This window comes from Halomonas sp. SIMBA_159 (genome assembly GCF_046536035.1).
GTDB classification, from domain to species: Bacteria; Pseudomonadota; Gammaproteobacteria; order Pseudomonadales; family Halomonadaceae; genus Vreelandella; species Vreelandella venusta_A.
Genome location: NZ_JAWJBT010000723.1, coordinates 1 through 266 on the forward strand (window position 1 = coordinate 1; position 266 = coordinate 266).

Annotated in this window: 1 pseudogene; it reads left to right on the top strand. The window is 60.5% G+C overall.

What is annotated here, in order from left to right:
- A pseudogene (locus R0J87_RS21095) lies at positions 1-266 on the top strand (ketol-acid reductoisomerase); the annotation flags it as partial.

Consider the following 266-nt stretch of genomic DNA (forward strand, 5'->3'; position numbering starts at 1 on the left):
CTCGCCTACTTCGAGGTCTGCCACGAGCTCGAGCTGATCATCAACCTGATCAAGCGGGGCGGCCTCGACTACATGCGGTACTCGATCTCCAACACCGCCGAGTTCGGCGACTACTACACCGGTCCCAAGATCGTCGACGACGAGACCAAGAAACGGATGCAGGCCGCCCTCAAGCACATCCAGGACGGCGGCTTCGCCAAGGCTTTCCGCGACGACTACGAGAAGGGCTTCCCGTGGTTCAAGCAGCAGCGGGAAGAGAACAAAGG